This window comes from Streptomyces sp. NPDC058308 (genome assembly GCF_042880275.1).
GTDB lineage: Bacteria > Actinomycetota > Actinomycetes > Streptomycetales > Streptomycetaceae > Streptomyces.
Window position 1 is genome coordinate 39,846 of sequence record NZ_JBHVZA010000008.1, and the last position, 26,589, is coordinate 66,434.

Annotated in this window: 25 protein-coding genes; 15 read left to right on the top strand and 10 right to left on the bottom strand. The window is 71.4% G+C overall.

The window, feature by feature from the left end:
• Window positions 1–76: 76 nt before the first annotated feature.
• Window positions 77–1,111, top strand: a complete 1,035-nt coding sequence (locus ACFVYL_RS13280) for a methyltransferase (protein WP_389715157.1) — start codon at window positions 77–79, stop codon at window positions 1,109–1,111.
• 39 nt (window positions 1,112–1,150) lie between these two features.
• On the opposite strand, the gene ACFVYL_RS13285 is transcribed toward ACFVYL_RS13280, so the two are convergent.
• Entirely contained in the window at window positions 1,151–2,062 is a 912-nt protein-coding gene (locus ACFVYL_RS13285; protein ID WP_389715159.1) for a rhomboid-like protein, read from the bottom strand.
• A 165-nt stretch (window positions 2,063–2,227) separates the two neighbouring features.
• Here ACFVYL_RS13285 and ACFVYL_RS13290 point away from each other — a divergent pair, with 165 nt between their 5' ends.
• The 5 genes from ACFVYL_RS13290 to ACFVYL_RS13310 all read left to right on the top strand — a co-directional run bounded on the left by ACFVYL_RS13290 (window position 2,228) and on the right by ACFVYL_RS13310 (window position 9,305).
• Window positions 2,228–2,905, top strand: a complete 678-nt coding sequence (locus ACFVYL_RS13290; RefSeq protein WP_389715161.1) for a spermidine synthase — start codon at window positions 2,228–2,230, stop codon at window positions 2,903–2,905.
• Between the two features lie 65 nt (window positions 2,906–2,970).
• The gene (locus tag ACFVYL_RS13295; RefSeq protein WP_055701842.1) at window positions 2,971–3,711 is read left to right on the top strand and encodes a response regulator transcription factor; all 741 of its coding nucleotides are present in this window, start codon (window positions 2,971–2,973) and stop codon (window positions 3,709–3,711) included.
• A 13-nt stretch (window positions 3,712–3,724) separates the two neighbouring features.
• Complete coding sequence (locus ACFVYL_RS13300; RefSeq protein WP_389715163.1) at window positions 3,725–4,804, top strand: ATP-binding protein; 1,080 nt, start codon at window positions 3,725–3,727, stop codon at window positions 4,802–4,804.
• Between the two features lie 275 nt (window positions 4,805–5,079).
• Window positions 5,080–8,916 carry a multifunctional oxoglutarate decarboxylase/oxoglutarate dehydrogenase thiamine pyrophosphate-binding subunit/dihydrolipoyllysine-residue succinyltransferase subunit gene (locus ACFVYL_RS13305; protein WP_389715165.1) on the top strand — a complete coding sequence of 1,279 codons (3,837 nt, stop codon included), beginning with the start codon at window positions 5,080–5,082 and terminating at the stop codon, window positions 8,914–8,916.
• 206 nt (window positions 8,917–9,122) lie between these two features.
• A complete protein-coding gene (locus ACFVYL_RS13310) occupies window positions 9,123–9,305 on the top strand; it encodes a DUF6104 family protein (RefSeq protein WP_003961784.1) in 183 nt (60 codons plus the stop codon).
• A gap of 33 nt (window positions 9,306–9,338) precedes the next feature.
• On the opposite strand, the gene ACFVYL_RS13315 is transcribed toward ACFVYL_RS13310, so the two are convergent.
• Window positions 9,339–10,187 (bottom strand): hypothetical protein, encoded by an 849-nt coding sequence (locus tag ACFVYL_RS13315; protein WP_389715167.1) that lies wholly within the window; start codon window positions 10,185–10,187, stop codon window positions 9,339–9,341.
• A gap of 160 nt (window positions 10,188–10,347) precedes the next feature.
• Between ACFVYL_RS13315 and ACFVYL_RS13320 the strand changes: the two genes are divergently transcribed.
• The gene (locus tag ACFVYL_RS13320; protein WP_389715168.1) at window positions 10,348–11,274 is read left to right on the top strand and encodes a DUF4097 domain-containing protein; all 927 of its coding nucleotides are present in this window, start codon (window positions 10,348–10,350) and stop codon (window positions 11,272–11,274) included.
• Window position 11,275: 1 nt separating this feature from the next.
• Window positions 11,276–12,421, top strand: coding sequence for a helix-turn-helix transcriptional regulator (locus ACFVYL_RS13325; RefSeq protein WP_389715169.1), 1,146 nt, complete (start codon window positions 11,276–11,278; stop codon window positions 12,419–12,421).
• 131 nt (window positions 12,422–12,552) lie between these two features.
• On the opposite strand, the gene ACFVYL_RS13330 is transcribed toward ACFVYL_RS13325, so the two are convergent.
• The 4 genes from ACFVYL_RS13330 to ACFVYL_RS13345 all read right to left on the bottom strand — a co-directional run bounded on the left by ACFVYL_RS13330 (window position 12,553) and on the right by ACFVYL_RS13345 (window position 15,828).
• A complete protein-coding gene (locus ACFVYL_RS13330; RefSeq protein WP_389715171.1) occupies window positions 12,553–13,176 on the bottom strand; it encodes a Clp protease N-terminal domain-containing protein in 624 nt (207 codons plus the stop codon).
• Window positions 13,176–13,385 (bottom strand): sigma factor-like helix-turn-helix DNA-binding protein, encoded by a 210-nt coding sequence (locus tag ACFVYL_RS13335; RefSeq protein ID WP_355802881.1) that lies wholly within the window; start codon window positions 13,383–13,385, stop codon window positions 13,176–13,178. Before ACFVYL_RS13335 ends, ACFVYL_RS13330 begins: the two co-directional genes overlap by 1 nt.
• Before the next feature lie 138 nt (window positions 13,386–13,523).
• Window positions 13,524–14,486: a zinc-binding dehydrogenase gene (locus ACFVYL_RS13340; RefSeq protein ID WP_389715173.1), complete on the bottom strand. Its 963-nt coding sequence runs from the start codon at window positions 14,484–14,486 to the stop codon at window positions 13,524–13,526.
• Window positions 14,487–14,604: 118 nt separating this feature from the next.
• On the bottom strand, window positions 14,605–15,828 hold the full coding sequence (locus tag ACFVYL_RS13345) for an NADP-dependent malic enzyme (protein ID WP_389715175.1): 1,224 nt from the start codon (window positions 15,826–15,828) through the stop codon (window positions 14,605–14,607).
• A gap of 690 nt (window positions 15,829–16,518) precedes the next feature.
• On the opposite strand from ACFVYL_RS13345, the gene ACFVYL_RS13350 reads away from it, so the two are divergent.
• Genes ACFVYL_RS13350 through ACFVYL_RS13360 form a run of 3 tightly spaced genes read left to right on the top strand, consistent with a single transcriptional unit; the run spans window position 16,519 to window position 19,221 of the window.
• A complete protein-coding gene (locus ACFVYL_RS13350; RefSeq protein ID WP_389715176.1) occupies window positions 16,519–17,475 on the top strand; it encodes an ABC transporter substrate-binding protein in 957 nt (318 codons plus the stop codon).
• Between the two features lie 40 nt (window positions 17,476–17,515).
• Window positions 17,516–18,460 (top strand): amino acid ABC transporter permease, encoded by a 945-nt coding sequence (locus ACFVYL_RS13355; RefSeq protein ID WP_389715178.1) that lies wholly within the window; start codon window positions 17,516–17,518, stop codon window positions 18,458–18,460.
• Window positions 18,460–19,221, top strand: coding sequence for an amino acid ABC transporter ATP-binding protein (locus ACFVYL_RS13360; RefSeq protein WP_389715179.1), 762 nt, complete (start codon window positions 18,460–18,462; stop codon window positions 19,219–19,221). The genes ACFVYL_RS13355 and ACFVYL_RS13360 overlap by 1 nt, the downstream gene beginning before the upstream one ends.
• 124 nt (window positions 19,222–19,345) lie before the next feature.
• Here the strand turns inward: ACFVYL_RS13360 and ACFVYL_RS13365 are convergent, their stop codons facing one another.
• A complete protein-coding gene (locus tag ACFVYL_RS13365) occupies window positions 19,346–20,131 on the bottom strand; it encodes a class I SAM-dependent methyltransferase (protein WP_389715180.1) in 786 nt (261 codons plus the stop codon).
• A gap of 91 nt (window positions 20,132–20,222) precedes the next feature.
• Here ACFVYL_RS13365 and ACFVYL_RS13370 point away from each other — a divergent pair, with 91 nt between their 5' ends.
• Window positions 20,223–20,873, top strand: a complete 651-nt coding sequence (locus tag ACFVYL_RS13370) for a CGNR zinc finger domain-containing protein (protein ID WP_389715182.1) — start codon at window positions 20,223–20,225, stop codon at window positions 20,871–20,873.
• Here the strand turns inward: ACFVYL_RS13370 and sodX are convergent.
• Window positions 20,756–21,190 carry a nickel-type superoxide dismutase maturation protease gene (sodX, locus tag ACFVYL_RS13375; protein ID WP_389715184.1) on the bottom strand — a complete coding sequence of 145 codons (435 nt, stop codon included), beginning with the start codon at window positions 21,188–21,190 and terminating at the stop codon, window positions 20,756–20,758. The two genes, ACFVYL_RS13370 and sodX, sit on opposite strands and share 118 nt — an antisense overlap.
• 144 nt (window positions 21,191–21,334) lie before the next feature.
• Here sodX and sodN point away from each other — a divergent pair, with 144 nt between their 5' ends.
• The 3 genes from sodN (at window position 21,335) to ACFVYL_RS13390 (ending at window position 23,553) form a co-directional block, all read left to right on the top strand.
• Window positions 21,335–21,730 (top strand): superoxide dismutase, Ni, encoded by a 396-nt coding sequence (gene sodN / locus ACFVYL_RS13380; protein ID WP_078075133.1) that lies wholly within the window; start codon window positions 21,335–21,337, stop codon window positions 21,728–21,730.
• Window positions 21,731–22,001: 271 nt separating this feature from the next.
• On the top strand, window positions 22,002–22,745 hold the full coding sequence (locus ACFVYL_RS13385; protein ID WP_389715186.1) for an ANTAR domain-containing protein: 744 nt from the start codon (window positions 22,002–22,004) through the stop codon (window positions 22,743–22,745).
• Between the two features lie 76 nt (window positions 22,746–22,821).
• Window positions 22,822–23,553, top strand: a complete 732-nt coding sequence (locus ACFVYL_RS13390; RefSeq protein ID WP_389715187.1) for an ANTAR domain-containing protein — start codon at window positions 22,822–22,824, stop codon at window positions 23,551–23,553.
• 26 nt (window positions 23,554–23,579) lie between these two features.
• Here ACFVYL_RS13390 and ACFVYL_RS13395 read toward each other — a convergent pair whose 3' ends face one another.
• Window positions 23,580–24,236, bottom strand: coding sequence for a response regulator (locus tag ACFVYL_RS13395; protein ID WP_389715413.1), 657 nt, complete (start codon window positions 24,234–24,236; stop codon window positions 23,580–23,582).
• A complete protein-coding gene (locus ACFVYL_RS13400) occupies window positions 24,236–26,536 on the bottom strand; it encodes a histidine kinase (RefSeq protein WP_389715188.1) in 2,301 nt (766 codons plus the stop codon). Before ACFVYL_RS13400 ends, ACFVYL_RS13395 begins: the two co-directional genes overlap by 1 nt.
• Between the last annotated feature and the right edge of the window lie 53 nt (window positions 26,537–26,589).

Sequence of the window (26,589 nt, forward strand, 5' to 3'; positions counted from 1 at the left end):
GATGTCCACCGGGCGGCGTTCCCCTGCGGCCGTTCCGTTGGGACCGTGGACACTCCGACTCTCACGGAGGGCAGCCATGGTGGACACACCGGGGACCGGCGACGACGGCACGCAGGACGTGGCCGGAGAGCTCGTGGAGCACGCGCTGGGGCACCTCTTCTCGGCGGCGCTGCGCACGGCGGCGCACTGCCGGATAGCCGACCGGCTCGCGGCGGGCCCGCGCACCGCAGGACAACTGGCCGAACTGACCGACACCAACGCCGGGCATCTGCGCCGTGTCCTGCGCTATCTCGCCACGCGCGGCATCTTCCGTGAGGACGCGACGGGCGCGTTCCACCTCACGCCGCTCGGGGACGCCCTGCGCACGGACGCGCCGAATTCCCTGCACGAGGGCGTCCTGCTGCTGACCGACTCGATCTTCCTGCGGACCTCGGCGGGCCTGGAGGAGACGGTGCGCAAGGCGGGCCCGTCCTTCGAGCGCATCTTCGGGAAGCCGTTCTTCGACCACCTGGCCGACGACCCGGCGCTTGAGGAGCTGTTCGACACCGGCATGGCAGCGCTTTCGGGCCCGATCGACGCGGTGATCGCCGGGACGTACCCCTTCCCGGAGAAGGGCACCGTGGTGGACGTGGGCGGCGGCCGCGGCGGGCTGCTGCGCGCGGTCCTGCGCGGGCGCCCCGGCCTGACGGGCATCCTCTTCGACCGTCCTGGCGCGGTGAGCACCCACATGCTGGCCGATGACGACTCGATACGGGGCAGGTGGCGGGCCGACGCCGGGGACTTCTTCGCCGAAGTCCCCGAGGGCGGCGACCTCTACGTGATCAAGCACGTCCTGCACAACTGGCCGGACGACGGCTGTCTGCGGATCCTGCGCAACTGCCGCGCGGCGATGGCGCCGGACGCGCGTCTCCTGATCGTCGACGCCGTGCTGCCCAGCGGCAACGCACCGCACCTCGGCAAGACTCTGGACGTGGTGATGTCGGCCGTCCTTGACGGCCAGGAGCGGACCGAGGACGAGTTCTCGGCGCTGCTCACGGTGGCGGGGCTGCGGCTGACACGGATCCTGCCGACCGAGATGCACCCGTCGATCGTGGAGGCGGAGGTGGCGTAGGACCCTTCTGAACCTCCCCTTTCTACGAGCACTTCGGCTTCACGGTGCCCGACGAGGTCCGGCTTCCTGGCCGCGGCCCGGCCCTGTGGTCGGTGCGCCGCGCACCGGGCCGCCCGGCCGGCGCCCGAGCCCGATCAGCGGCCAGGTGGCGACGCCGATCAGGAGCGCGAGCAGGTGACCCCAGTTGGTCATCGGATCGGTGAAGGCGATCAGGTCCTCGACCAGCATGCAGCCGAACCCGGCGAGGACGGTCCACCGCAGCCACGGCGTGAGGAGCCCCGCGAGCGCGCCGACGCTGGCGGCCACGCCGAAGCTGATGCCGTAGTCGAGCCGGTGCAGCGAACTGTCGGGCAGATGGCCCGCCAGGACCGAGAGGGCGACCGGAACCTCGGTCACGAGCGTCGCGACGACGTGGCCGAGGAGGAAGACCGCCGCGGTGCGGATGCCGCCGATGCGCCGTTCCAGCGCGGTGAGCACCAGCAGGAAGCCGACCGCGTACGGGGACGTGATGCCGCCCGCGATCCACAGGGCGCTGGCGACCAGGACGAGGACGGGGTTCTGCGCGAGGTGCGCCACATCGGTGCTCGACCCGCGCAGGAGCGAGGAGACGAGGTCCGGATCGGCGTACTGGGCGACCATCGAGGTGGCGGCGAGCACGAGCGCGTACCCGAAGGTGAACGGCGTGCCGGTGGGGGTGGGCAGCAGCCGGCCGAGCCGCGCCACGAAACGCAGCCGAGGGCTCCGCACGGCAGCCGTGCCGACGGCAGCGGCGCCGACGGCGGCAGCGGTCTCGACGGCGGTGACCCCCACGTCCGGGGCGTCGCGGCCGGAGTGCGGTGCGCGCGCCCGGCCCGGCGGGGGCCGGTGCGCCGGCTGTCGCGGTATTCCGTTCAGGGTGCCCGGCGTCGCCGCGTCGGACGCGGCCGCGGCGGGCCGCACGCTCTGGTTCACGGGTGAGGCGCTCCTTCCGTCCCACCCCACCCTTTGCCCTCTTTTCCGCCGCTGTCTATGACAGGCGCCACGTGAGGTGCGTCTCACAGGCAACCCGTGGGGTGCCTTCTGCGTCGCCGGGAAAATCACCTGGGCTCGGGCGCCCCGCCGAAATACGCTGCCGCCATGCACACCCACACCACCGCCCCCGTCGTCCTCGACCGGCGCGAGGGCCCGCACGGAGAGGTCGTCCTGCGCCGCCACGGTGAGCTGCTGCAGATCATCGCCAACGGCTGCTTCCTGATGGACACCTCCGACGGCCGCTCCGAGCGGCTGCTCGTCGACGCGGCCCGCGATGCCCTCGACGGCCGCCCGTCCCCCGCCCTCCTCATCGGCGGTCTCGGCGTCGGGTTCTCCCTCGCGCACGCCGCCGCGGACCCCCGCTGGGGACGCGTCGCCGTCGTCGAGCGCGAGCAGGCGATCATCGACTGGCACACCGGAGGACCGCTCGCCGACCTGTCCGGTGCCGCGCTCGCCGACCCACGTACGCAGATTCTTCACACCGATCTCGTCACATACGTCTCCGAGGCCCCGGAGACGTACGACGCGCTCTGTCTGGACATCGACAACGGCCCCGACTGGACGGTGACGGAGGGCAACAACTCCCTTTACTCGCCTGCCGGTCTGGCCGCCTGCAAAGCCCGTCTGAACCCCGGTGGAGTGCTCGCCGTATGGTCCGCCCAACCCTCGTCCGCTTTCGACGACGCTCTACGGAATGCCGGATTCCAGAGGGTACGGACGGAAGAGATCCCCGTTGCCCGAGGCGTCCCGGACGTGGTCCATCTCGGCGTCAGGGCTGCGTAGCCGAGGTGGCTTCGCGACCCGTACTCTGCTGACCGAACACAAGCGATCAGTGTCAGGGGCGGGCGATGGAGCAGACACACACCTCCCACAACGGCGCCACGGCGGCGACGCCGGGCGCCCAGCGCCGGGTGCTGGTGGTCGAGGACGACCCGACGATCGTCGACGCCATCGCCGCCCGGCTGCGTGCCGAGGGTTTTGTTGTGCAAACGGCGGGCGACGGCCCGTCGGCGGTCGACACCGCCCAGGCCTGGCAGCCCGACCTGCTGATCCTGGACATCATGCTGCCGGGCTTCGACGGCCTGGAGGTGTGCCGCCGGGTGCAGGCGCAGCGTCCCGTCCCCGTCCTCATGCTCACCGCGCGTGACGACGAGACGGACATGCTGGTCGGGCTCGGGGTCGGCGCTGACGACTACATGACCAAGCCGTTCTCGATGCGGGAGCTCGCGGCCCGGGTGCACGTCCTGCTGCGCAGGGTCGAGCGGGCCGCGCTCGCCGCGACCACGCCCCGCAGCGGCATCCTGCGCCTGGGCGAGCTGGAGATCGACCACGCCCAGCGGCGTGTGCGGGTGCGCAGCGAGGACGTCCATCTGACGCCCACCGAGTTCGACCTGCTGGTCTGCCTGGCCAACACCCCGCGCGCCGTGCTCTCCCGCGAGCAGCTGCTCGCGGAGGTCTGGGACTGGGCCGACGCGTCCGGCACCCGCACCGTCGACAGCCACATCAAGGCGCTGCGCCGGAAGATCGGGGCCGAGCGGATCCGTACGGTGCACGGCGTCGGATACGCCCTGGAGACCCCCACCCCGTGAGGCGGGCCGTGCGATGAGCGGACCCTTCGGAGGACTGCGGCCGTTCTCCATCAAGACCAAGCTCGGCGCCCTGGTGGTCGTCTCGGTGTTCATCACCACGGGCCTGCTCCTGGTGGCGACGAAGACCGAGACCGAGCTGCGCTTCATCACCGTCTTCTCGGTGATCGCCACCCTGCTCATCACCCAGTTCGTGGCGCACAGCCTCACCGCCCCGCTGGACGAGATGAACGCGGTGGCCCGCGCCGTCTCGCACGGCGACTACACGCGCCGGGTGCGCGGCGCCGACCGGCGCGACGAGCTGGGCGACGTGGCCTCCACGATCAACGCCATGGCGGACGACCTGGAGGCCCAGGACACCCAGCGCAAGGAGCTCGTCGCCAACGTCTCGCACGAGCTGCGCACGCCCATCGCGGGGCTGCGCGCGGTCCTGGAGAACGTCGTGGACGGCGTCTCGGCGGCCGACCCCGAGACGATGCGTACGGCCCTGAAGCAGACGGAACGCCTGGGGCGGCTCGTCGAGACGCTCCTTGACCTGTCCCGCCTGGACAACGGCGTCGTCCCGCTCAAGGCCCGCCGCTTCGAGGTGTGGCCCTATCTGTCGGGCGTCCTGAAGGAGGCCAACATGGTCGCCTCCGCGCGCGCGGGCATCGCCTCCGGCTCGGGCAGCCACACCCGTACGGACGTCCACCTGCACCTCGACGTCTCTCCCCCGGAGCTGACGGCCCACGCGGACGCGGAGCGGCTCCACCAGGTCGTGGCGAACCTCATCGACAACGCGGTGAAGCACAGCCCGCCGCACGGACGCGTGACGGTGCTGGCCCGGCGCGGCCCCTACCCCGAGTCCCTGGACCTGGAGGTCCTCGACGAGGGCCCCGGCATCCCTGAGTCGGAGTGGCACCGCGTCTTCGAGCGCTTCAACCGCGGCAGCCACGCCGGCGCCCTCGCGCCGGGCTCCGGCAACGACGGCGGCACGGGCCTCGGCCTCGCCATCGCGCGCTGGGCGGTCGATCTGCACGGCGGGCACATCGGGGTGGCCGAATCCCCTCGCGGTTGCCGGATCCAGGTCACTCTTCCGGGCCTGCCCCCGGCGTGAAGTTGACGTAGGGTTCGAAGTGGAAGCGGAGAACAGGGCTGCTCAAGGGCGCCTGGAGGCCGCCGCCGCGCGTAGACGTCCCACCGACGGACCCGCGCGGCCATCTGGCGTTGCAGAACCTCGCTTGTTTCCCGCCATTTACGGCGCCGAAACCATTGCTCCAGTGTGACTTACGCGACGGAAGCCGGGCCCGGTCTGCACCTCGCGCCCTGGGAGGCGTAGCCTTTATTTCCGCTGTCCATCACCTTGTGAAGCGGAAGAGGGCGGTTACCGCCGTGTCGTCACAGTCCCCCAGTAGCTCGAGCATCTCGACCGACCAAGACGGGCAGGGCAAGGACCCTGCTGCTGCCTTCGGTCCCAATGAGTGGCTCGTCGACGAGATCTATCAGCAGTACCTCCAGGACCCGAATTCGGTCGACCGAGCCTGGTGGGACTTCTTCGCCGACTACAAGCCAGGCGCGGGCGCCACCACGGCCGCCGCCCCGGCGAAGCCGGCGGGTGACGCGGCCGCGGGGGCCGCGGCCACCAGTGCTCCCGCCGCCCAGGCCGCGCCCGCCCCGGCGAAGCCCGCGGCCCAGGCCGCGCCGGCCACCGCAGCCCCGGCCGCTCCCGCGAAGCCCGCGGCCGCCGCTCCGGCACCCGCCGCGAAGCCCGCCGCCGCCAAGCCCGCGGCCGCCAAGCCCGCGGCCGCCAAGCCCGCGGCCAAGGCGGAACCGGCGACCCCTGCTGAGGCAGCCCCGGCCGGTCCCGAGTACGTGACGCTGCGCGGCCCCTCGGCCGCCGTCGCGAAGAACATGAACGCCTCGATCGAGGTCCCGACGGCCACGTCGGTCCGCGCGGTCCCGGTGAAGCTGCTCTTCGACAACCGCATCGTCATCAACAACCACCTCAAGCGCGCCCGCGGCGGGAAGATCTCCTTCACGCACCTCATCGGGTACGCGATGGTGCAGGCCATCAAGGCCATGCCGTCGATGAACTACTCCTTCGTGGAGAAGGACGGCAAGCCCACCCTGGTCAAGCCGGAGCACATCAACTTCGGCCTCGCCATCGACCTGGTGAAGCCCAACGGCGACCGCCAGCTCGTGGTCGCGGGCATCAAGAAGGCCGAAACCCTGAACTTCTTCGAGTTCTGGCAGGCCTACGAGGACATCGTCCGCCGCGCCCGCGACGGCAAGCTCGGCATGGACGACTTCACCGGTGTGACGGTCTCCCTGACCAACCCCGGCGGCCTCGGCACCGTCCACTCGGTCCCGCGCCTGATGCCCGGCCAGTCGGTCATCATGGGCGTCGGCTCCATGGACTACCCCGCGGAGTTCCAGGGCACCTCCCAGGACACCCTGAACAAGCTCGGCATCTCGAAGGTCATGACGCTCACGTCGACCTACGACCACCGGGTCATCCAGGGCGCCGCCTCCGGCGAGTTCCTGCGGATCGTCGCGAACCTCCTCCTCGGTGAGCAGGAGTTCTACGACGAGATCTTCAAGGCGCTCCGGATCCCCTACGAGCCGGTCCGCTGGCTCAAGGACATCGACGCCTCGCACGACGACGACGTCACGAAGGCCGCCCGCGTCTTCGAGCTGATCCACTCCTACCGCGTCCGCGGCCACGTCATGGCCGACACGGACCCGCTGGAGTACAAGCAGCGCAAGCACCCCGACCTGGACATCACCGAGCACGGCCTCACCCTGTGGGACCTGGAGCGGGAGTTCGCGGTCGGCGGCTTCGCCGGCAAGTCGATGATGAAGCTGCGCGACGTCCTCGGCGTGCTGCGCGACTCGTACTGCCGCACCACCGGCGTCGAGTTCATGCACATCCAGGACCCCAAGCAGCGCAAGTGGCTGCAGGACCGCATCGAGCGCACCCACGCCACCAAGCCCGAGCGCGAGGAGCAGCTGCGCATCCTGCGCCGGCTGAACTCGGCGGAAGCCTTCGAGACGTTCCTCCAGACGAAGTACGTCGGCCAGAAGCGCTTCTCCCTGGAGGGCGGCGAGTCCGTCATCCCGCTGCTCGACGCCGTGCTCGACAGCGCCGCCGAGTCGCGCCTTGACGAGGTCGTCATCGGCATGGCCCACCGCGGCCGCCTGAACGTCCTCGCCAACATCGTCGGCAAGTCGTACGCCCAGATCTTCCGCGAGTTCGAGGGCAACATGGACCCCAAGTCCATGCACGGCTCCGGCGACGTGAAGTACCACCTGGGCGCCGAGGGCACCTTCACCGGCCTGGACGGCGAGCAGATCAAGGTCTCGCTGGCCGCCAACCCGTCCCACCTGGAGACGGTCGACCCGGTCATCGAGGGCATCGTCCGCGCCAAGCAGGACATCATCAACAAGGGCGGCACGGACTTCACGGTCCTGCCCGTCGCCCTGCACGGTGACGCGGCCTTCGCGGGCCAGGGTGTGGTCGCCGAGACGCTCAACATGTCGCAGCTGCGCGGCTACCGCACGGGCGGCACGGTCCACATCGTCATCAACAACCAGGTCGGCTTCACCGCCGCCCCGGAGTCGTCGCGCTCCTCCATGTACGCCACCGACGTGGCCCGCATGATCGAGGCGCCGATCTTCCACGTGAACGGCGACGACCCCGAGGCCGTCGTCCGCGTCGCCCGCCTTGCCTTCGAGTTCCGGCAGGCGTTCAACAAGGACGTCGTCATCGACCTCATCTGCTACCGCCGCCGCGGTCACAACGAGTCGGACAACCCGGCGTTCACGCAGCCGCTGATGTACGACCTGATCGACAAGAAGCGCTCGGTGCGCAAGCTCTACACCGAGTCCCTCATCGGTCGCGGCGACATCACCCTGGAAGAGGCCGAGCAGGCGCTGCAGGACTTCCAGGGCCAGCTGGAGAAGGTCTTCACCGAGGTCCGCGAGGCCGTCTCGCAGCCCGCGCAGGCCGACGTGCCCGCGCCGCAGGCCGAGTTCCCGGTGCACGTCGAGACCGCGATCTCCCAGGAGGTCGTCAAGCGGATCGCCGAGTCCCAGGTCAACATCCCCGACCGGGTCACCGTCCACCCGCGTCTGCTGCCGCAGCTGCAGCGCCGCGCGACGATGGTCGAAGAGGGCACGATCGACTGGGGCATGGGCGAGACCCTCGCCATCGGCTCGCTGCTCCTTGAGGGCACCCCGGTCCGCCTGTCGGGCCAGGACTCCCGCCGCGGCACGTTCGGCCAGCGCCACGCGGTCCTCATCGACCGCGCGACGGGCGAGGACTACACGCCGCTGATGTACCTCTCCGAGGACCAGGCGCGCTACAACGTCTACGACTCGCTCCTCTCCGAGTACGCGGTGATGGGCTTCGAGTACGGCTACTCGCTGGCCCGTCCCGAGTCCCTCGTCATGTGGGAAGCGCAGTTCGGTGACTTCGTCAACGGCGCGCAGACGGTGGTGGACGAGTACATCTCCGCCGCCGAGCAGAAGTGGAACCAGCACTCCGGTGTCACCCTGCTCCTGCCGCACGGCTACGAGGGCCAGGGCCCGGACCACTCCTCGGCCCGCATCGAGCGCTTCCTCCAGCTGTGCGCGCAGAACAACATGACGGTCGCGATGCCGACCCTCCCGTCGAACTACTTCCACCTCCTGCGGTGGCAGGTGCACAACCCGCACCACAAGCCGCTGGTGGTCTTCACCCCGAAGTCGATGCTGCGCCTGAAGGCGGCGGCCTCGAAGACGGAGGAGTTCACGACGGGCGGCTTCCGCCCGGTCATCGGCGACGACTCGGTCGAGGCGTCGGCGGTCCGCAAGGTCGTCTTCTGCTCCGGCAAGCTGTACTACGACCTGGAGGCCGAGCGGCAGAAGCGCGGCGCCACGGACACGGCGATCATCCGCATCGAGCGGCTGTACCCGCTGCCCGGTGCCGAGCTCCAGGCCGAGATCGCCAAGTACCCGAACGCCGAGAAGTACCTGTGGGCGCAGGAGGAGCCGGCGAACCAGGGCGCGTGGCCCTTCATCGCCCTCAACCTCATCGACCACCTGGACCTGGCGGTCGGCGCGGACATCCCGCACGGCGAGCGCCTGCGCCGCATCTCGCGGCCGCACAGCTCGTCCCCCGCGGTCGGTTCGGCCAAGCGTCACCAGGCCGAGCAGGAACAGCTGCTCAGCGAGGTCTTCGAGGCCTAGCCCCGGCTGGCATACGTGGATGGGCCCGGCCCCGAGCACTTCTCGCTCGGGGCCGGGCCCATCGGCGTACTCCCCCGCACGGTCAGCCGTCGGGCGCGAAGCCTGGAGGAGCAGCCTGCCGCTCGCCCCGTTCGGCCGGACGGGCGAGGCGCCCGCGCCGGTTAACCTTGCTGGGCACATCCACCACATCCCCGACGGAGAGCGTCTTGTACTTCACCGACCGTGGCATCGAGGAGCTGGAGAAGCGGCGCGGCGAGGAGGAGGTCACCTTCGAGTGGCTCGCCGAGCAGCTCCGTACCTTCGTGGACCTCAACCCCGACTTCGAGGTGCCCGTCGAGCGCCTGGCCACGTGGCTGGCGCGGCTGGACGACGAGGACGAGGACGAGTAGCGGTCCCTCAGTCCCGCTACGACTAGCGGCCCCTCAGTCCCCGCGGCCGCGCGCCCGCATCCGGTCGTACGCGAGCCCCGCCGCCCCTTGCGCCAGCAGCAGCGCGGCCGCCGCGGCCCAGCCGCCACTGCGGTGCCGTACGGCCCACACCGCCATCGGCAGACCCGCCGCGACCTGGGCGGCCGCCAGCGCCCGCGCCCTCGGCCCGCGCACCCAGGGGCCGAGCGGCCCCTTCTCGACCTGGCCGAACTCCGCGCGCACCACGTCCCGCCAGCCGGGCCAGTCGACCTGCCGCGCGTACCGCTGGGCCCGCGCGGCCTCGCGCAGCCGGTCGGCCGGTTCGCCGGGTGCCAGGCCCGGCGGCAGCCTGAGGCCCGTGCGCGTGAGGACGGCGAGGAGCCCGAGCATCCTGGCGCGCGCGTCCGCCTCGGTGTCGGGCCGGGTGAGCGCGTCCAGGGACTGCAGGTCCAGTACCGGGTCCAGGGCCAGCCGGGCGGCGAACGTCCGCATCGCCTCGCCCTCCCCGACGGGCGTCCCGTTCGCCAGCCACTCGTATCCGACGGTCCTGCGGAAGCCTGCCGCGAGGGTGTAGCCGGAGCGGTCGCGGTCCCACCACAGGGCGAGCACGGGCCAGCCCGAGCCGACGGCGAGCGCGGTGGCCCACCCGGTCAGGACCCGGTCGACGGGCTCGTCGCCGTGCAGCCACGGCTTGCCCTCGGGAACCAGCACGCTCCAGCCGTGGCCGGCCTCCGCGAGCAGCATCCGCTCGCGGAGCAGCTGGGCGGCGGGCTCGACGACGTCGGGCTCGGCGCGGCAGAGCAGCAGCGCGCCGGCGGCCCCGGCGTCCGTCGGGGCGCGGGGCGGAGAAGCGTCGAACGACATGGCCCCACGCTAGGACAGATCCGGTTATTTGGCGCATAGACCCTGCGTTCACCCTTCCGGGTGTCTTGACTTCCCGTATCCGCGATATATCGTGAATGACAGAGAACGCGATATGGCGCGTCGTGTCCGGCCCGCCGAGGCCCACCAAGGAGGTCAGCTCATGTCCGAGTGGTCCGTCGCCGAGCCTCGGAAGCTCACGTTCGACGCCCCTGTGACCACCCTGCACGTGCGCATCGTCAACGGCACGGTGAACGTGGTGGGGACGGACGAAGGTTCCGCCCGCCTGGAGGTCTCCGAGATGGAGGGCCCACCCCTGCGGGTCACCGCGGAGGACGGCACGCTCACGGTCGCCTATGAAGACCTGCCCTGGAAGGGCTTCCTCAAGTGGCTCGACCGCAAGGGCTGGCGCCGCAGCGCCGTGGTCTCCCTGGCCGTGCCCGCCGGGACCGATGTCGAGGTGGGCGTGGTCGGCGCGGGCGCCGTGGTCTCCGGCGTCGGGGGCCGCACACAGGTGAAGGGCGTCACCGGCGACACGACCCTGCTGGGCCTCTCCGGTCCGGTCCGCGCGGACACGGTCTCCGGGAGCCTGGAGGCGCAGAGCGTCACCGGCGACCTCCGCTTCAACTCCGTCTCCGGCAACCTCACGGTGATCGAGGCCGCGGGCCCCTCCGTCCGGGCCGACTCCGTGAGCGGATCGATGATCGTGGACCTCGACCCGGCGGGCACCCCGACCGATGTCGCCCTGACAAGCGTCTCGGGCGAGATCGCGATCCGGCTCCCGCACCCGGCGGACGCCGAGGTCGAGGTGGACACGGCGAGCGGATCGGTGTCGAACGCCTTCGAGGACCTGCGGGTCGGGGGCCAGTGGGGCGCCAAGCGGATCACCGGCCGGCTGGGCACGGGCCGCGGGCGGCTCAAGGCGACGACCGTCTCCGGATCCATCGCGCTCCTGCGCAGGCCACAGACAGAGGACGATCCGTACGACGACGTCCCCCTCGACGTCGCCCCGGCGGACGCCGTCCCCACGCGGACAGACGGCCCGAACGACGGCCCGACCGAAGGCCCGACCGACAAGAAGGTGCTCTGACATGCCCCCCGTGTTCGCCCACGGCCGCCTGCGCCTGTACCTCCTCAAGCTGCTCGACGAGGCCCCCCGCCATGGGTACGAGGTGATCCGTCTCCTCGAAGAGCGCTTCCAGGGGCTCTACGCACCCTCGGCAGGCACGGTCTACCCTCGCCTCGCGAAGCTGGAGGCCGAGGGCCTGGTCACCCACACCACCGAAGGCGGCCGGAAGGTCTACGCGATCACCGACGCCGGCCGCGCCGAACTGGCAGGCCGCAGCGGCGAGCTGGCCGATCTGGAGCTGGAGATCCGCGAGTCGGTCGCCGAGCTCGCCGCCGAGATCCGCGACGGTGTCAAGGGCGCGGCCGGTGAGCTGCGCCGCGAAATGCGAGCGGCCGCCAAGGAGGCGCGCGCCGCGAGCGGTCCGGCCCCGTCTGCGACTTTCCCCGACCCGGCCGACTTCTTCGACGGCACCCTGGGCGACAAGGAGAGCTGGCGCCAGGCCAAGGAGGAGTTCAAACAGGCCAGGCAGGAGTGGAAGGAGCAGGCCCGGCGGGCGAAGGACGAGAGCCGCCGCGCCCGCGAGGAGGCCCAGCGGGCCCGCCGCCAGGCCAAGGACGCCCAGGACAAGGCCCGCGCCCAGGCCCAGGAGGCCCGCGATGAGGTCCAGCGCATCGCCAGGCGGGTCCAGGAGCAGGTCCAGGACCACTTCACGCGGGGCGACTGGCCGACGGGCGTACGAGAAGGCCTGACGGAACTGGCCAAGGAGTTCGGCGAGTTCGGCAAGGACTTCGGCCGCGACTTCGGTAAGGGCTTCGGCTCCCGACCCGAGGGGAGCGCCGGAGCCAGGGCGAGCACCGGGACGAACACCGGGGCGCCGCGTGACGCCGCCGAGGAGGCGGCCGACAAGAAGGCCACCGCCGGGGCCGGTCCCAAGTTCAGCTCCGCCCCCGAGGACCTCCCCGTGGAGTACACCCCCGAGTGGTCCCACGAGGACTCCACGGGCAACCCCGGCAGAGACCTCGACCGCCTCCTGGACCGCTTCCGCGACGACATCCGCGACGCGGCCCGCGACCACGGAGTCACGGAGGACCAACTCCGCGAGGCCCGACGGCACTTGTCCCAGGCGGCGGCACACATCGGCGCCACCCTGCGCACGCCGAGCCACTGACACCGGCGGGACGCGGTGGGAGTGACCCCGAGCCGAACGGAGTCACCCCCACCGCACCCGGCAGAGCGCGGCGAGCCCGCCCGGGCCCTGCGCAGGAAGCCCCACCCAGGAAGCCCCCCAGCGGGGCCCGTTCAGGAAGCCGAGCCGAAGAGCATCCGCTCCAGCCCCGTGTACGTCACCCCGTGATCCGCGAGCGTCTCCGAGGCCACCCCGGGCCGGACCGTGATCGCCAGAAGGATGTGGTGCCCCCCGATGGTCCGGTCGCGCCGCGCGGTGGCGATCCGCAGGGACTTCACGAGGACCTCCTTGGCGTCCCGGCCGAACGGCACCCGACCGAGCCGGGCCCGCCAGCCTTTCCGCTCACCGCTCGCCCCGACTCCCCCACCCTTCCCGGACCCCCCACTCGCCGTGGCGCCCGCACCGGCCAGCACCCCGGCCCCGTGCGCCTCTTCGACCCTGGCGACGATCTCGTCGACGTCGATGCCGAGCCCGGCGAGCGCTTCGGTGTCGGCCTGCGAGAGCCCGCCCCTGCGCCGCGCCTCTCCGAGATCCCGCTCGATCGACTCGCGCCGGTCCGCGGCCCCCAGCGCTGTCAGGGCGAACGCGGCACGGCCGGCGCCGGGCCCCTGGTCGAGCTGGGCGAGGAGGGCGAGCAGCAGGTGACCGTCATCGACCGATGCGGCACCCGCATGCTCCGCCTGTTCGACCGCGCCCACGACCACGGCGCGGGACTCCTCCGTGAACCTCTCGAACATCACTGCCTCCCGTACTTCTTGTGCACGGCCTGCCTGCTCACCCCGAGCTCCGCGGCGATCTCCTGCCACGACCAGCCCTGCAGGCGCGCGCTGCGCACCTGCACGGCCTCCAGCTGCTCCACCAGCTTCCGCAGCGCGGTGACGGCTCGCAGCCCGATCCGTGGGTCGCGATCGCCCGCGCGCTCGGCGAGATCCGTTGCTTCGGTCATGCGTGTCAACTTACGTTGACGCGAAGTGAGTGTCAACCAAAGTTGACATGAGGTGAGGGAAAGGCGGCACCCAGCAGACAGTGGGGCCGTGGGCTATGGGCTACCGGCTACGTGCTGTGGGTGGTGGGCGGCGGGGGATCAGACCTCCAGCACGATCTTTCCGAACTGCTCGCCCGAGGCCAGCCGCTCGAAGCCCTCCCGGGCCCGGTCCAGGGGCAGTACCTCGTCGACCACCGGACGTACGCCCGTGGCCGCGCAGAAGGCAAGGAGGTCCTCCAGCTCGTCCTTGGTCCCCATCGTCGAGCCGACCACCTTCAGCTCCAGGAAGAAGATCCGGGTGAGCTCGGCGTGCGAGGGCCGGTCGCCGCTGGTCGCCCCCGAGATGACCAGCGTGCCGCCCGGCTTCAGGGACTTGACCGAGTGGGACCAGGTCGCCGCGCCCACCGTCTCGATGACGGCGTCCACCCGCTGTGGGAGCCGCGCCCCCGCCTCGACCGCCTCCACGGCACCGAGCTCCAGCGCCCGCTTGCGCTTGGCCTCGTCCCGGCTCGTCGCGAAGACCCGCAGACCGGCCGCCTTGCCGAGCACGATCGCGGCCGTGGCGACACCGCCACCCGCGCCCTGCACGAGGACCGAATCCCCGGGCCGCACCCCGGCGTTGGTGAAGAGCATGCGGTACGCGGTCAGCCACGCCGTCGGCAGGCAGGCCGCCTCCGCGAAGGACAGTTCCTTCGGCTTGGGCAGCACGTTCCAAGTGGGGACGGCGACGCGTTCGGCGAAGGTCCCCTGGTACTTCTCGGTGAGGATGGAGCGGCCCTCGCGGGGCCCGACGCCGTGCCCCGACTGTCCGATGACGGAGTGGAGCACCACCTCGTTCCCGTCCTCGTCGATGCCGGCGGCATCACAGCCGAGGATCATCGGCAGCTTGTCCTCGGCCAGGCCGACCCCGCGCAGCGACCACAGGTCGTGGTGGTTGAGCGAGGCGGCCCTGACGTGCACGGTCGACCAGCCGGAGCGCGCCTCGGGGGCGGGCCGCTCCCCCAACTCGAGGCCGTCGAGCGGCTGGTCACGGTCGATACGGGCAGCGTAGGCAGCAAACATGAGGTGACCCTAGGCGGGAGCGGCGCCCCGGCGGAACCTCGTACGGCTGTGACACGCGCCGCGCCCCCTGCCGCACGAGGTGCACGGCAGGGGGCGCGGTGGAGGCTCGAACCCGGTGTCAGCTCCGGGCCACGCCCTCGGCGCGGGCGGCGGCGGCGACCGCCGCCGTCACGGCCGGGGCGACCCGCTCGTCGAACGGCGAGGGGATCACGTAGTCCGCGGAGAGTTCGTCCCCGACGACGTCCGCGAGGGCGTCGGCCGCGGCGATCTTCATGCCCTCGGTGATGCGGGAGGCCCGCACCTGGAGCGCGCCCGCGAAGATGCCGGGGAAGGCGAGGACGTTGTTGATCTGGTTCGGGTAGTCCGAGCGGCCGGTCGCCACCACGGCCGCGTACTTGTGCGCGACGTCCGGGTGGACCTCGGGGTTCGGGTTGGCCATGGCGAACACGAACGCGTTCGGCGCCATGGACGCGACGGCGGGCTCGGGGACGGTGCCGCCGGAGACGCCGATGAACACGTCGGCGCCCTCCAGGGCCGCCTCCAGCGAGCCGCTGATCCCGGCCTTGTTCGTCAGCTCGGCGAGCTCGCGCTTGACCGGGGTGAGGTCGTCCCGGTCGCGGCTCACGATGCCCTTGCGGTCGGCGACCGCCACGTCGCCGAGACCCGCTTCGAGGAGGAACTTGGCGATGGCGACCCCGGCCGCACCGGCGCCGGAGATGACGGCGCGCAGCTCGCCGAGCGTGCGCCCGGTCAGCTTCGCCGCGTTCCGCAGCGCGGCCAGCGTCACGACGGCGGTGCCGTGCTGGTCGTCGTGGAAGACGGGAATGTCGAGCCGCTCCTGGAGCTTGCGCTCGATCTCGAAGCACCGGGGTGCCGAGATGTCCTCCAGGTTGACGCCGCCGAACGACGGGGCGAGGCGCACGACCGTCTCGACGATCTCGTCGGCGTCCGTCGTCGCGAGGGCGATCGGCACCGCGTCCACGCCGCCGAACTGCTTGAAGAGAATGGCCTTGCCCTCCATCACGGGGAGGGAGGCCTCGGCGCCGATGTCCCCGAGACCGAGCACCGCGGTCCCGTCGGTCACCACGGCGACGACATTGGATTTCCACGTGTAGTCGTGGACGAGCTCCGGCCGCTCGGCGATCGCGCTGCACACTTTCGCGACGCCGGGCGTGTAAGCCAGGGACAGGTCGTCCTTGTCGCGGACCGGCACGGTGGCCTGCACGGCCATCTTGCCGCCGCGGTGCAGCGCAAACGCCGGATCGAAGGAATCGACGAGATCGCTGTCGCCTCCGTGATCCGTACCGCTGTCGCTGCGAGGATTGACGATCTCCGCTGCCACTTGTCTGACCCCTTAAGTCTTATTCATCAGTTGAGGGTGTCCACTCCCGGTTGAGAAGTGGGCGGGCACCGCGTCCGTTCCCCGCCTGTCGGCGGAGGGAGGTACGGACACGCGAGCGCGCCGCACACGCGCCCTGGGCCCCGGATGAGGGGTGTAGCCAACCTTTGTACCCGAAGGCGGCGGGCACGGGCGAGTGACATTGGTTGCAGCATGCTTCGCAGACGTCCCTCGAAGCCGGGCCGAATGTCACTCGGCCGGGCCGGTGACCTCGTGGCGGTCGCGCCGGGGGGCCGTCGGCCGCACCCGTTCCGCGATCAAGAACCACGTAACCGCTCTTTTCCGACATCGGGCCTCCCGCCCGGAAAACGCCCGGAAAGCGCCCGGAAAAGAGGGCTCTCCACCGGCCACTACCGGCCGATGTCCGAATTCTCCGAATAGTGCGCTCCAGGAGTCCGCATAGCGAGATTCACCGGATATCTCTTGGTTAACAAGGATTCGATCCGACCCCCCTACGCCCCTGCCGTACCGGGATCGTGCGATTCGAGGCTCGCCCGTTATCCGATTTTGACATCTCCGGCACCCAGAATCGGACGGTCCGAATGGCAAGATGCCGTCATCACACGAGGTCGCGACACCCGAAGGTGTGTGCCCGACCCATCGGCAACTCCCTCATCCGCCGGAGGACCCACCATGACCGCCAGCTCCATTTGTCGCAGGACCGCAGCCAAGTCCGCTACGTCACGGATTACGGCGGTCGGCGCCATCGCGGTCGCGGGCACGCTGCTGCTTTCCGGCTGCGGCGACCAGACCAACGACAAGGAGAGCAACTCGGTCAGCAATGCCCCGCTCGCCGACAAGCTGCCCCAGGACATCCGCGACAAGGGCGTCCTCAAGGTCGGGTCCGACATCGCCTACCCGCCGGTCGAGTTCAAGGACAAGTCCGGCAACACCGTGGGCATCGACCCCGATCTGGGCGAGGCCCTCGGCAAGCAGCTCGGCGTGCGGGTCGAGTTCGAGAACGGCACCTTCGACACCCTCCTCGGCGGTCTGCGCTCCAAGCGCTACCAGATCGCGATGTCGGCCATGACCGACACCAAGAACCGCCAGGAGGGCATCGACGAGGAGACGGGCAAGAAGGTCGGCACCGGCGTCGACTTCGTCGACTACTTCACCGCGGGCGTCTCGATCTACACCAACAAGGGCGAGGACCAGTCCATCAAGACCTGGGACGACCTCTGCGGCAAGAAGATCGTCGTCCAGCGCGGCACCGTCTCGCACGACCTGGCCAAGGCCGAGTCGAAGAAGTGCAAGGGCGGCAAGAGGATCTCGATCGAGCAGTACGACAACGACCAGCAGGCCCAGGCCCGGCTGCGCTCCGGCGCCGCCGACGCGGGCTCGTCCGACTTCCCCGTGGCCGCGTACGCGGTGAAGACCTCGGGCGGCGGCAAGGACTTCCAGCTGGTCGGCGAGCAGGTCGAGGCCGCCCCGTACGGCATCGCGGTGTCCAAGAAGAACCCCGAGCTGCGGGACGCCGTCAAGGCCGCGCTCGACGCGATCATCAAGAGCGGCGAGTACGGAAAGATCATCAAGAAGTGGGGCGTCGAGGACGGCGCGGTCAAGGAAGCCAAGGTCAACGGCGGCAAGTGATCCCCTCCCCCTCCCTCCCCGTCGCTGAAAGGCCACGCACGTGACCCCCGACATCTCCAAGAAGGGCCCGGCGGACGACGTCCCCACGGCCCGCCCCGCGGAGGCCATCAAGGCCATCCCGGTCCGGCACTTCGGCCGCTACATAGCTGCCGTCCTGGCGATCGGCGTACTCGCCGCGATCGTCTTCGCCTTCGCGCAGGGCGACATCAACTGGGGCGCGATCCCCGACAACTTCTTCGACGAGCGCATCCTCAAGGGTGTCCGCGAGACGCTGATCCTCACCTTCCTTTCGATGCTCATCGGCGTGGTCGGCGGTGTGCTGCTCTCGATCATGCGGCTGTCGAAGAACCCGGTGACCCAGTCGATCGCCTGGTTCTACATCTGGTTCTTCCGCGGCACACCGGTCCTGGTCCAGCTCTTCGTCTGGTTCAACCTCGGCTTCGTCTTCGACTACATCAACCTCGGTCCGATCTACAAGGACGAGTGGTCGGACTTCATGACGCCGATGCTGACGGCGCTGCTCGGCCTCGGCCTCAATGAGGCCGCGTACATGGCGGAGATCTGCCGTGCCGGTCTGCTCTCGGTCGACGAGGGCCAGACCGAGGCGGCGCACGCGCTCGGCATGAGCCACAACAAGACGCTGCGCCGCGTCGTGCTGCCGCAGGCCATGCGCGTCGTCGTGCCGCCGACGGGCAACGAGTTCATCAACATGCTGAAGACGACGTCGCTGGTCGCGGCCGTCCAGTACTACGAACTCCTCAAGTACGCGCAGGACATCGGCACCTCGTCAGGCGCGACGGTGGAGACGCTGCTGCTCGCCGCCTGCTGGTACCTGATCATGACGTCGGTCCTCAGCGTCGGTCAGTTCTACCTGGAGCGGTACTACGCCCGCGGCTCGTCCCGCTCCCTGCCGGACACCCCCTTCCAGAAGATCAAGGCCAACATGCTGTCGCTGAGCAACCGCGGCGCCGGAGGTGTGCGCTGATGACCGCCATGGTGAAGGCCGAGGGCGTCCACAAGTCCTTCGGCAACGTAGAGGTCCTCAAGGGCATCGACCTGGAGGTCGAGTCGGGCCAGGTGTTCTGCCTGATCGGCCCGTCCGGCTCCGGCAAGTCGACCTTCCTGCGCTGCATCAACCACCTGGAGAAGATCAACGCCGGGCGGCTGTACGTCGACGGGCGCCTGGTCGGCTACCGCCAGAAGGGCGACAAGCTGTACGAGCTCAGGGACAACGAGGTCGCCCTGCAGCGCCGGGACATCGGCATGGTCTTCCAGCGCTTCAACCTCTTCCCGCACATGACGGCCCTGGAGAACGTCATGGAGGCGCCGGTCCAGGTCAAGGGCGTCGCCAAGGCGCAGGCCCGGGAGCGGGCCGGGCAGCTCCTGGAGCGCGTGGGCCTCGGCGGCAAGGCGGGCAACTACCCCTCGCAGCTCTCCGGCGGCCAGCAGCAGCGCGTGGCGATCGCCCGCGCGCTCGCGATGGACCCGAAGCTGATGCTCTTCGACGAGCCGACGTCCGCGCTCGACCCCGAGCTCGTCGGCGACGTGCTCGACGTCATGCGCGACCTCGCGGAGTCCGGCATGACGATGGTCGTCGTCACGCACGAGATGGGCTTCGCCCGCGAGGTCGGCGACAGCCTCGTCTTCATGGATGAGGGCGTGGTGGTCGAGTCGGGCCACCCGCGCGAGGTCCTGACGAACCCTCAGCAGGAGCGGACGCAGTCGTTCCTGTCGAAGGTCCTCTAGCGCCCCGTAAGGGGTGCGGGGCGCTGCGCGAGCGGCTACTGCGCGGCCGCGGCTGACAAGCGCGCGACGGGAAGGGGCGGTACGGATCACCATCCGTACCGCCCCTTTTCCTGATGGCGGAGGGCTACTTCAGGCCAAGCACCAGCGCGTCCGACGGCGACGCCCAGACCGGCCGCGCCTCCGCGAAGCCCGCCTCGCGCAGCGTGCGCGCGTGCCACTCGGCCGAGGGCATGTCCCCGTCCGCGTGCTCCCCGTAGATCTCGAACCGCTTGGCGGTCGGCCCCGCGAGGACCGGATCCTGCGCGGCGAGCTGCCACCACTCCCGCCAGTCCAGCACGCCCTCCGCCTTCGCGCGGTCCATCTGCCGGTGCCGGCGCTCGCTCTCGGCGGCGTTGATGCGCGGGGTGGCGGGGTCGGGCATGTGGTCGGCGTTCATGAAGACTCCGCCGTCCCTGACGAGGCCCGCGACCTGGCCGTAGAGCGTGGCCAGCGGGTCGCTGTAGAGCCAGTGCAGGGCCGTGGCCGTGAGCACCGCGTCGTACGCGTCGTGCGGGAGCGCGGCGGTCCAGTCCGGGTCCTTCAGGTCGGCGGTGACGAAGGTGACCCGGTCGTCCCCGGCGAAGGTGCCCTCGGCGATGGTGAGCAGCGCGGGGTCCAGATCGACGCCGACACTCGTCGCGTCCGGGAACCTCTTGAGCAGCCGGTCCGTAATACTTCCCGTACCGCACGCCAGATCCAGGACGCGCGGCGCGGTTCCGACCACGGCCTCGACCATGTCGAGCATGATCCCGAACCGCTCCTCGCGGTCGGGCAGGTACCACTGCTGCTGCCGGTCCCAGCTGTCCTGCCAGGCGCGCCAGTCGGTGCCGAGCCCGGCGGCCGCCTCTGTTCCGGTCCCCGTATCCGTCATCAGAACCCCTCCACTCCGTAATACCCTGGTACCGCAATCGGCTATTACCGGCCGACGAGATGACCCTAGCCCGCCCCCGTAAGGACTACAAGTGGAACTGGCCTATTACTCGGACTACGCCGTACGTCTGGTCAACAGCGAGGAGCCGGGCCGCAACAAGGACACGCTGACGTCCGTCGAGGCGATCAGGGAGCTCTTCGGTACGAGCACCCAGATGGCCCGGCGCGCGACGGACTCCGACGTCACCCGCTTCCGGTCCGTGCGGGGCAGGCTCCGGGCGGTCTTCGAGGCGGCGGACGGCGGCGACGAGACGCTCGCGGTCGACCTCCTGAACTCACTGCTCCTTGAGTTCCCCGTCAGCCCGCAGATCTCGGGCCACGACCACCGGGACGACGACGGGCGCCCGCTGTGGCACATGCACCTGGCGGACCACCCCTCGAACGCGACGGCGGGGTACGCCGCGATCGCCGCGATGGGGCTCGCCTTCCACCTCACCGAGCACGGCGTGGAGCGCCTCGGCCTGTGCGAGGCCGCGCCGTGCCGCAACGCCTACCTCGACACCTCGACTAACCGCTCCCGGCGCTACTGCTCGGACCGCTGCGCGACCCGCGCCAACGTCGCCGCCTACCGCGCCCGCAAGCGCCTGGAGAGCGAACATTCCGCCGGAACCGGCCGTACGGCACCCACCGCCCAGCGCGCCAGCGTGAGCGGCGAACGGTGGCCGGGCGCCGGCGGGCGATAGCGGAACCACACCTTCCCGAGGACGAGTTCCTCGGGAACGACGCCGTAGTCCGTACTGTCCCCGCCCGCGAAGGTGTTGTCGCCGAGCACCCACCAGCCGCCCTCGCGCCGCTCCTTGGCCCGCTTGACGACCAACAGATCCTGCTGGAAGGGGTGACGCAGGATCACCACGTCACCCGGACGCACGCGCGCGCCCCACCGCACGAGCAGACGGTCCCCGTGCTGCAGCGTCGGCACCATCGAAGGGCCCGTCACCTCCGCCGCGCCCCACGGCACAAGGGCCCTTCCGCGCTCGCTCTCCTGCGACAGCTCCGGCATCACCGGCACCTCCCCGGTCCTATCCTCCACCAGTCCCAGTCTGACCCTGGACTTTTGTCCTAAGCCCATGGGGGCACTCGCGAAAACCCGCCTCTCACGGAGTAATGTCCCACCTGAGAAGACGATCACGAGGAGGACAGCACCATGCTTTCCCGCCTGTTTGCCCCCAAGGTGAAGGTCAGCGCCCACTGCGACCTGCCCTGCGGTGTGTACGACCCGGCCCAGGCCCGCATCGAGGCGGAGTCGGTCAAGGCCGTGCAGGAGAAGATGGCCGGCAACGACGACGCGCACTTCCAGGCGCGCGCCACGGTCATCAAGGAGCAGCGCGCCGAGCTCGCGAAGCACCACGTCTCGGTGCTCTGGAGCGACTACTTCAAGCCCCCGCACTTCGAGAAGTACCCGGAGCTGCACCAGCTGGTCAACGACGCCCTCAAGGCCCTCTCGGCCGCCAAGGGCTCGACCGACCCGGCCACGGGCCAGAAGGCGCTGGACTACATCGCGCAGATCGACAAGATCTTCTGGGAGACCAAGAAGGCTTGATCTTCACCCGGGCCACCGACCTGCCGTTTCGCGGGTCGCGCCGCCCGTCCGGCCGCACCCGGACCGCAGGCCGCCGTGAGAACGGCGTTCATGGCGGTCAGGGTGCGGTCTTTCGTTTCACGCCTCCCCGCGTCCGCACGCCCCCGCACCGGCCTGGCCAAGCCCCGCGCGGTCGACGAGACTGACAACGCGGTCGACGAGACTGACAACAGGTGGACACGTGAGAGCCTGTGGGAAGGTGGACCCGGATCACCGTGGGAGGTGTGTGGGCATGCTGGAACCGCCGCGCGAGGAACAGCTCGCGTCTGCGTTCGTCGACCTCGCCGACACCCTGGTGCAGGACTTCGACGTCATCGGCTTCCTGCACACACTCGCCGAGCACTGCGTGGCCCTCCTCGACATCGCGGCGGCCGGAGTGCTGCTCGCCACCCCGGGCGGCCGGCTCGTGGACGCCGCCGCCTCCGACGAGCGCACCCGCCTGCTGGAGCTCGCCAGCATCGAGTGGGACGAAGGCCCCTGCAGGGACTGCTACCGGACCAGGACCCAGGTGTCCGACGTGTCGCTGGGGTCCGAGGCGGCCCGGGAGCGGTGGCCCCGGTTCGCACCCAGAGCCGTGGAGGCGGGCTTCACCTCGGTCGTGGCCGCCCCGCTGCGCCTGCACGACCAGGTGATCGGGGCGCTGAACCTGTTCAGGGACCGGCCGGGACCGCTGGACGGATCCCAGGTGCGGCTCGGCCAGGCGCTGGCCGACACCGCCACCATCGGTGTCCTGCAACAGCGGGCGGTGAGTGAGCAGCTGACGGTGTCCGCGCAACTGCAGGCCGCCCTGGACAGCCGCATCATCATCGAACAGGCCAAGGGCTACCTGGCGCACCGCCGCGACACCGGAGTCGAGGAAGCGTTCACGCTCATGCGCCGCCATGCACGCAGTCACCAGGTGCGACTCACCGAGGTCGCCCGTCAAGTCCTCCAGGGCACCGCCGACACCTCTCTCCTGGTGCGGCGCGACCCGTGAAGCGTCGGCCCATCGGCGCTGGCCGGTGGGCCGGACACCGGCTGACCTGCCCGGCACACGGAACGGAGCGTGTTCGGTGACCCACCCGGTGATGGCCGACTACCTGCGCGCCCTCAGCTCGCACGAGGGGCCCGGCCTCGCACCCCTGCCCCTGGCGGCCTGCGCCGGCATGCTCGGACTCGACGGCCTCGGCCTGGTGCTGACCCCGGGGGACGGCCCGGCCGAACTGGTGCAGTCCCACGGAGAGCGCACACTCGCCCTGGAGGACCTGCAGCAGGTCCAGGGCCAGGGCCCCAGCCTGGACGCCGCCCGCCACGGAGCGCTGATCCTGCTGCCGGACGTGGCCGACGGCTCCGCGTTCGCACCCCAGCGCTGGCCCGGTCTGCCGGTCGCGATGGAGGCACTGGGCGTACGCGCGGTGTTCTCCTTCCCGCTGCGGGTCGGGGTCATCGGGCTCGGCGCCCTCACCGGCCACCGCACGCGCTCCGGCCCGATGACCACCGATCAGCTGACCGAGGCGTTCCGGCTGACCGGGACCATCGCCGAGATCGTCATCGCCACCACCGCCGAATCCGGGCTCGCCCGGACGCCGCTGCTCGACGATCCCGGTCTGCACTTCGCCGAGGTCCACCAGGCCACCGGCATGCTCGCCGCCCAGCTCGACACCGACTGCGACCACGCCCTGATCCGGCTGCGCGGTTACGCCTACAGCCACGACAGGCCCCTGCTCGATGTCGCCCGCGACGTGCTGGGGCGCAGGCTGCGCCTGGACCTGGTCGACGGCGGGGACGGGCACAGCTCGCCCTGATCCGCGCAACGCGCCGGTCGGTTCGGTCAGTACGTGTTCCGGGGCCGGGCAAGGCCCAGGTCGTAGGCGAGGATCGTGGCCTGCACGCGGTCGCGCAGACCCAGCTTGCTCAGCAGGGCGTTGACATGGGACTTGACCGTGCCGGTCGTGACGCCCAGGGCGGCCGAGATCTCCGCGTTCGTGTGGCCCGCGGCCACCAGGGCGAGGACCTCGTGCTCGCGGGGCGTGAGCGCGTCGAGGAGTGCGGGGTCCGGGGCGGGGGCCGTGCCGGCGAAGGCGTCGATCAGGCGGCGCGTGACGGTGGGGGCGAGCATGGCCTCGCCCGAGGCCACCACGCGGATACCGGCGAGGAGTTCCTCGGGCCGCGCGTCCTTCAGGAGGAAGCCGGAGGCGCCGGCGCGCAGGGCGTCGTGGACGTACGCGTCCTGGTCGAAGGTGGTCAGGACCAGCACGCGTGGGGCGGGGGCGGCCGTGCCGGGGGCCGCCGTGAGCAGGCGGGTCGCCGTCAGGCCGTCCATGCCCGGCATCCGGATGTCCATCAGGACGACGTCCGGTACGAGTTCGGCGGCCAGCTGCACCGCGTGGGCGCCGTCCGCCGCCTCGGCCACCACGCGGAGGTCAGGCTCCGCGTCGACGATCGCCGCGAATCCGGCACGGACCACGGCCTGGTCGTCGACGACCATCACCCGGGTCGGCGAACTCCCTGCGGGGACATGATCGGTTCCGGGTCCGGTTCCGGGTCCGGGTCCGGGTCCGGTGTCCGTACTGCGGGGGCCGGGCGCGCGCTCGGTAGTGATGGCGGTGCCTCCTTCGGGCTGTCGGGGGGTGTGGGTTTCTTGGGCGGGTCGGGGGTGGGGCCGGGGTTGTGTACGGGGGTGTGTACGGGGGTGTGTACGGGGGCGGGGACCGGACCGGCGATACGGCCTGGGTCAACGTCGGCGGCCGGGCCCGGGCAGGAGGCAGGTACGAGGCCGGGCCCCGCCGCCTCCCGCAGCACCGCCAGCAGGCCCCGCATCGCCGACAGGCCAGCCCTCGCCGCGTCGGCGACCCCGTCCAGGTCACCCGCCTCGGCCCGGACGACCACCGCGTCGGCGTGCCGCAGTACTTCGCCGCGCAGTTCCCCGGCGATGCGGCGGCGCTCCTCGTGCGCCTCGGCCACCGCCGACCGCACCGTCGCCGTGAGCGCGTGGTCCTCCCAGGCCCTGACCCGTTCGCGCCGCGTCCGTACACCCGCGCCCAGACCCCACAGCGCCGCCATCGGCAGCAGGAACACCGCACCGAGCACCACCGCGAGGAACACCAGGAGGCCGAAGCCGCCGTCCGTCGCGAGGTCCCGGATGCCGTTGGCCGACGCGAGGGCGAGCGAGGACAGGGACAGCCCCGCGGCCCCCACCGCCATCACCGGCCAGGTGCGGCCCCCCGGCCCGGCGAACGCCGCCACCGCGTACACCGCCACGCACTCCGCGGCCCCGCCCGCCACCAGCAGGCACAGGGCCACGGCGGGCGACAGCAGCCCGAGGGCGAGGCCGAGCGGCGCGAGCCATGCCGTGGCGAGGACCGCGCACAGCACCGCCCAGGGCGCCCGGCGCCGCCACAGCAGCGGCAGCGCGTGCGCGGCGGCCGGGCCGCAGGCCAGGACGGTCGCGGTGGGCTCCTCGGCGAGGATCACGACGAGCGGGAGTGCGGCGGCGGCGAGGGCGAGGGCCCCGTCGGACAGGTCGAGGCCGCGCAGCGCGGGGTGGCGGGCGGCCCGGTCGCGCAGGGCCCCTGTGGGGCGCAGGGCTCCCGAGGCGCGCGGCAGACGGGCCCGCACGGACCAGCCCGGGCCGTCGTCGCGCGGCCCGGCCGCCAGGGTGCCGCCGAGCGCGGTGGCCCGCTCCCTCATGCCCGCCGTGCCGCGCCCGGAGCCGAGCCGCTGCCCGGCGGGAACGCGGGTGCCGCTGCCCTCGCCCTCGCCCGATGAGCTCGCCCCGTCATCCTCGACGGTCAGGTGCACCGCTCCGTCGGCTCCGTCGGCTCCGTCGGGCCCACCAAGTCCCTCCGCCACCCGGATACGGACACGTACCGTCGCTTCGGGGGCGTACCGCAGCGCGTTGGTGAGGGCCTCGCGCACGATGCCGAACGCCGCGTCGGCGACCGGTCCCGTCAGCGCCGCCAGGTCCGGCGCCACGTCGACGGCGGGCCGCAGGCCCAGGCGGGCGAAGCCGGCGGCCAGTTCGTCGACGCGGTCCCGCAGGGCACTCCCCTCGTCCGCCGCCGCGGTCCGCGCCATCGCCACCAGGCGGTGCAGCGCCGCCAGCGTCTCGCGTCCGGTGTCGGCCGCGAACCGCAGGGCCTGCCCGGTCAGTTCGGGCCTCCGGTCGCCGAGCCGCAGCGCGGCGGCCGCGGTGACCACGACCGATGTGAGGTGATGGGCGCTGACGTCGTGCAGGTCGCGGGCGAGGCGCTCGCGCTCGGTGAGGGCGGCGCGGGCCCGTTCGGACTCCGCCCGCGCGAGGTCCCGCGCGGCGGCCCGGCGTCCGGCGAGCCAGCGGCGCCGGGTGCGGCCCAGGCCCGCGACGGTCAGGAAGAGCACGCAGTTGATCACGGCCTCACCGCCTGCCTCGACCCCCGATTCGAGCAGCACCGCCGCACGGCCCGTCTCGCAGAGGGCCAGGGCTCCGCCGACGAGTGCCGCCGTCCGCCCCGGGCAGCGCACCGCCACCGAGTACAGGGCGACCAGCGGGCTCAAGGCGTGCAGGAGCGTCGCGTCCTCCGGGAGCGGCAGGCAGGCGAGCAGGACGGCCTCGACGGCGAGCGCGGCGACGACCGGGCGGCCGCGGCGCACGCCGAGCGCCGCGGTGATCACGACCGCGGCGGCGAGCCCCGCCGCCGGCTGGAGCACGCCCACCGGGTCGTCGTCGCGCAGGGCGCGGCCGGGCCAGTAGGCCACCTGCTGGATCGCCAGCAGGACGGGCAGCAGCCAGTTACGTATCCGCTCCATGGTGGCCTCGATGATACGGAGGGGTGGCTTCCTGTCGGCCGCGTCTATCCCTG

What these genes read in the sequence shown, in the direction of transcription:
- sodN (WP_078075133.1), top strand. Translation starts at nt 21,335, where the DNA reads ATGCTTTCCCGCCTGTTTGCCCCCAAGGTGAAGGTCAGCGCCCACTGC.
- ACFVYL_RS13300 (WP_389715163.1), top strand. Translation starts at nt 3,725, where the DNA reads ATGAGCGGACCCTTCGGAGGACTGCGGCCGTTCTCCATCAAGACCAAG.
- ACFVYL_RS13325 (WP_389715169.1), top strand. Translation starts at nt 11,276, where the DNA reads ATGCCCCCCGTGTTCGCCCACGGCCGCCTGCGCCTGTACCTCCTCAAG.
- ACFVYL_RS13350 (WP_389715176.1), top strand. Translation starts at nt 16,519, where the DNA reads ATGACCGCCAGCTCCATTTGTCGCAGGACCGCAGCCAAGTCCGCTACG.
- ACFVYL_RS13400 (WP_389715188.1), bottom strand. Translation starts at nt 26,536, where the DNA reads ATGGAGCGGATACGTAACTGGCTGCTGCCCGTCCTGCTGGCGATCCAG.
- ACFVYL_RS13385 (WP_389715186.1), top strand. Translation starts at nt 22,002, where the DNA reads ATGCTGGAACCGCCGCGCGAGGAACAGCTCGCGTCTGCGTTCGTCGAC.
- sodX (WP_389715184.1), bottom strand. Translation starts at nt 21,190, where the DNA reads ATGCCGGAGCTGTCGCAGGAGAGCGAGCGCGGAAGGGCCCTTGTGCCG.
- ACFVYL_RS13365 (WP_389715180.1), bottom strand. Translation starts at nt 20,131, where the DNA reads ATGACGGATACGGGGACCGGAACAGAGGCGGCCGCCGGGCTCGGCACC.
- ACFVYL_RS13340 (WP_389715173.1), bottom strand. Translation starts at nt 14,486, where the DNA reads ATGTTTGCTGCCTACGCTGCCCGTATCGACCGTGACCAGCCGCTCGAC.
- ACFVYL_RS13280 (WP_389715157.1), top strand. Translation starts at nt 77, where the DNA reads ATGGTGGACACACCGGGGACCGGCGACGACGGCACGCAGGACGTGGCC.
- ACFVYL_RS13315 (WP_389715167.1), bottom strand. Translation starts at nt 10,187, where the DNA reads ATGTCGTTCGACGCTTCTCCGCCCCGCGCCCCGACGGACGCCGGGGCC.
- ACFVYL_RS13295 (WP_055701842.1), top strand. Translation starts at nt 2,971, where the DNA reads ATGGAGCAGACACACACCTCCCACAACGGCGCCACGGCGGCGACGCCG.
- ACFVYL_RS13330 (WP_389715171.1), bottom strand. Translation starts at nt 13,176, where the DNA reads ATGTTCGAGAGGTTCACGGAGGAGTCCCGCGCCGTGGTCGTGGGCGCG.
- ACFVYL_RS13360 (WP_389715179.1), top strand. Translation starts at nt 18,460, where the DNA reads ATGACCGCCATGGTGAAGGCCGAGGGCGTCCACAAGTCCTTCGGCAAC.
- ACFVYL_RS13320 (WP_389715168.1), top strand. Translation starts at nt 10,348, where the DNA reads ATGTCCGAGTGGTCCGTCGCCGAGCCTCGGAAGCTCACGTTCGACGCC.
- ACFVYL_RS13290 (WP_389715161.1), top strand. Translation starts at nt 2,228, where the DNA reads ATGCACACCCACACCACCGCCCCCGTCGTCCTCGACCGGCGCGAGGGC.
- ACFVYL_RS13395 (WP_389715413.1), bottom strand. Translation starts at nt 24,236, where the DNA reads ATGGTCGTCGACGACCAGGCCGTGGTCCGTGCCGGATTCGCGGCGATC.
- ACFVYL_RS13335 (WP_355802881.1), bottom strand. Translation starts at nt 13,385, where the DNA reads ATGACCGAAGCAACGGATCTCGCCGAGCGCGCGGGCGATCGCGACCCA.